The organism is Anaerorhabdus sp., from assembly GCF_036657415.1.
In the GTDB taxonomy this organism is placed as follows: Bacteria; Bacillota_I; Bacilli_A; order Erysipelotrichales; family Erysipelotrichaceae; genus Anaerorhabdus.
This window is the reverse complement of sequence record NZ_JAVXGL010000138.1, coordinates 1-3,156: the sequence shown is the minus strand read 5'-3', so window position 1 is coordinate 3,156 and position 3,156 is coordinate 1. Positions and strand designations below refer to the sequence as shown.

At 32.6% G+C, this 3,156-nt stretch carries 3 protein-coding genes; 2 read left to right on the top strand and 1 reads right to left on the bottom strand.

The genetic code is table 11. The features are described 5' to 3' along the window. Positions 1-787, bottom strand: a 787-nt coding sequence (locus RSB60_RS11365) for a DUF2130 domain-containing protein (protein ID WP_332616452.1), incomplete at its 3' end; no start/stop codon positions are given. Between the two features lie 362 nt (positions 788-1,149). On the opposite strand from RSB60_RS11365, the gene guaA reads away from it, so the two are divergent. Beyond that, the gene (gene guaA / locus RSB60_RS11360; protein WP_332476189.1) at positions 1,150-2,691 is read left to right on the top strand and encodes a glutamine-hydrolyzing GMP synthase; all 1,542 of its coding nucleotides are present in this window, start codon (positions 1,150-1,152) and stop codon (positions 2,689-2,691) included. Between the two features lie 112 nt (positions 2,692-2,803). Beyond that, positions 2,804-3,156, top strand: a 353-nt coding sequence (locus RSB60_RS11355; RefSeq protein ID WP_442879674.1) for an alpha/beta fold hydrolase, incomplete at its 3' end; no start/stop codon positions are given.

Below are 3,156 nucleotides of genomic sequence, written 5' to 3'. Positions count from 1 at the left end.
AATGTTCATTTTTCTTTTTTGTAGTCGTTTGTTCTTCTTCATTTTTCATTTCAAACATAATAGATATGATTTCAACACCATTCTCGTCACATTCACGATAGATGTAATCACCTTTACTTCCAGACTTGGCATCATTATCTTTTGAAAAGCTAGCGTTTCTAAATGCGGTCATACGGAGTTTATTGAATTCAATTTCACAATGTTGCTCAAGTGATTCACCTATCATTTTAGTTGATTGTTTAGCCTTGAAGTCCTTATAAAAAGCGATTGTTTCTTCCTTTTGACGTAGTTCAAGATCGAATTTTTCCTTGATTGACGCTTTTTCTATTTCTGTTTCTTTTTGAAGAAGCTCTATTTTGTGTTGAGTTTCTAGAAGTTCTTTTTCTTTTTGTGATAATGCTTGAATGATTTCAACTTTCTTACTTTCTTCTAATGCTTGAAGTTTATTGTTAAGTAAAGCGATTTGTTTATCGCGTTCAATGATATCTTCGCGCATAGATTTTTCAACATCAGCAATCGCAATAATCTCGGATTGTTTACTTGCATCGTTTTTTGCTTTTAAATCAGCAATAACTTGTTCCATTCTAGCAAGTTCTTTTTGTAATTGGTTTTGTGATCTTTCTTCAATTAATGCAACTTCACTATTATGTTGAGCTTTTATTTGTTCTAATTTCTCATGGATTTCATTATTAAATTCACTGGTACGAACTTGATTTAGAATATCCGCATAGCTTGCTTCATCAATCGTAAACGTTGTACCACAATGTGGACATTTTATTTCATGCATATGTTATAACCCTCCTGAATACTATTTACTGAGTAAATCATAACATAAAAGAAGATTATTATGATGATTGCGATTGGAAAAGTAATTTGAAATTTCAAAAAATGTTCCTATTCGTAGTATCCACGGGATTACTTGAAGAGAATTATCTAAGTATTATTACTTTGTTCATCCTGTTTGTTTTGTAATCAGTTTCAGTGTTTGCTACATTCTATCGCTTTTCATGAATCAAAAGGATACCAAACTGAGTCATCTACATGAAAGTTCTAGATAAATATCGCATTCTACAACAAACTCTTGAATAAAATCTATTTACGAATAGCCTGTTTTAGTGTAATATAAAGAACAATTCGAGGAGAAAAAGAATGGCAGATAAAATTATTGTACTTGATTTCGGAAGTCAATATAATCAGCTAATTGCACGTCGTATACGTGAATTTGGTGTTTATAGTGAACTACATCCTAATACATTAACAATTGATGAAATTAAAGCAATGGGTGATGTAAAGGGAATTGTATTTAGTGGCGGACCTAATAGCGTTTATGATGATAATTCATTTAAATGTGATCCAGCCATTTTTGATGCAGGTTTACCAATCTTGGGAATCTGTTATGGTATGCAAATGACTCATCATATGAATGGTGGAAGCGTTAAAGCGTGTGATACAAAGGAATATGGTAGAGCAACAATTAAGATTTCTAATCAATCATTACTATTTGATGGATTACCGCTTGAACAAACTGTTTGGATGTCTCATGGCGACCAAGTATCAAAACTAGCAGATGGTTTTGTAATTGATGCTTCATCAGAAACATGTCCGTTTGCAGCTGCAAGTAATGCTGAGAAACAAATTTACACAGTTCAATATCATCCAGAGGTTAGAAATTCAGAATTTGGATTAGAAATGTTGAAAAATTTTGTGTTCAAAATTTGTAAAGCAAAAAATGATTGGTCAATGAAAAGTTTCGTTGATATGGAAGTTGAAAAAATCAGAAAGCAAGTGGGTGAGGACAAAGTATTACTTGCACTATCAGGAGGAGTTGATTCTTCAGTAGTTGCAGCCTTATTACATAAAGCTATCGGTGATAACTTATATTGTATGTTTATTGATCATGGACTATTACGTAAAGGTGAAGCAGAAAGCGTAATGCAAATGTTTGGTGAGAATATGAAAATTAATCTTACTAAGATTGATGCATCAGTTCGTTTCCTTACTAAATTAAAAGGTGTAAGTGATCCTGAACAAAAACGTAAAATTATTGGTAATGAATTCATCTATACATTTGATGAAGAAGTTAAAAAGCTTGTACAAGGTGAAGATATTAAATGGTTAGCACAAGGTACTCTTTATACCGATGTTATTGAGAGTGGCACAAAAACAGCGCAAACTATCAAATCACACCACAATGTTGGTGGATTACCTGATGATATGCAATTCAAATTAATTGAACCACTTAATACTTTATTTAAAGATGAAGTAAGAGCGTTGGGTATTGAACTTGGATTGCCTGAGTCTATGGTTTGGAGACAACCATTCCCAGGACCAGGATTAGGAATCCGTGTTCTAGGCGAAGTAACTGAAGAGAAACTTGAAATAGTAAGAGAATCAGATGCAATTTTAAGAGAAGAAATTGCGAATGCTCAGCTAGAAAGAGAAATATGGCAATACTTTACATGCCTACCAGATATTCGTTCAGTAGGTGTTATGGGTGATCAAAGAACGTATGATTACACAATTGCTATTCGTGCTGTTACATCAATTGATGGAATGACAGCCGATTGGGCTAAAATCCCTTATGAAGTCTTAGATAAGATTTCAACAAGAATTGTTAATGAAGTGAAGCATGTGAATAGAGTATGCTACGATATTACTTCTAAACCACCTGCAACGGTTGAGTGGGAATAATATATAAAATAACTAAAGACTTATTAGAATAGTATATTTTGATAAGTCTTTTTATATAAATTGAATCATGTTGGAAATGATATTATAATTTGAAGTACATGGGAGATAGAAAATGAAAAAGGGACTGAACTTTAGAACACTCGAGAGTCAAAATGATTATTTTGAAACATACGAAGAGTCTTTGAATTTAATAAACTCCCCAATAGTTGAACACTATATATCTACTACTTTTGGTGAAAGTCATGTTATATGTAGTGGAAATAAGGGAAATCCACCTTTAGTATTACTTCATGCAGCGAGTTGCGGTTCACCCATTTGGTATAAGAATATTCCTTTTTGGAGTAAGTATTACTGTGTACATGCGATTGATTTAATCGGTGAATCATCTAAAAGTATTCTTACTAAAAAAATGAAGACACCCTATGACAATGCAAAATGGTTGGATGAAACGTTAACTGGTTTAGG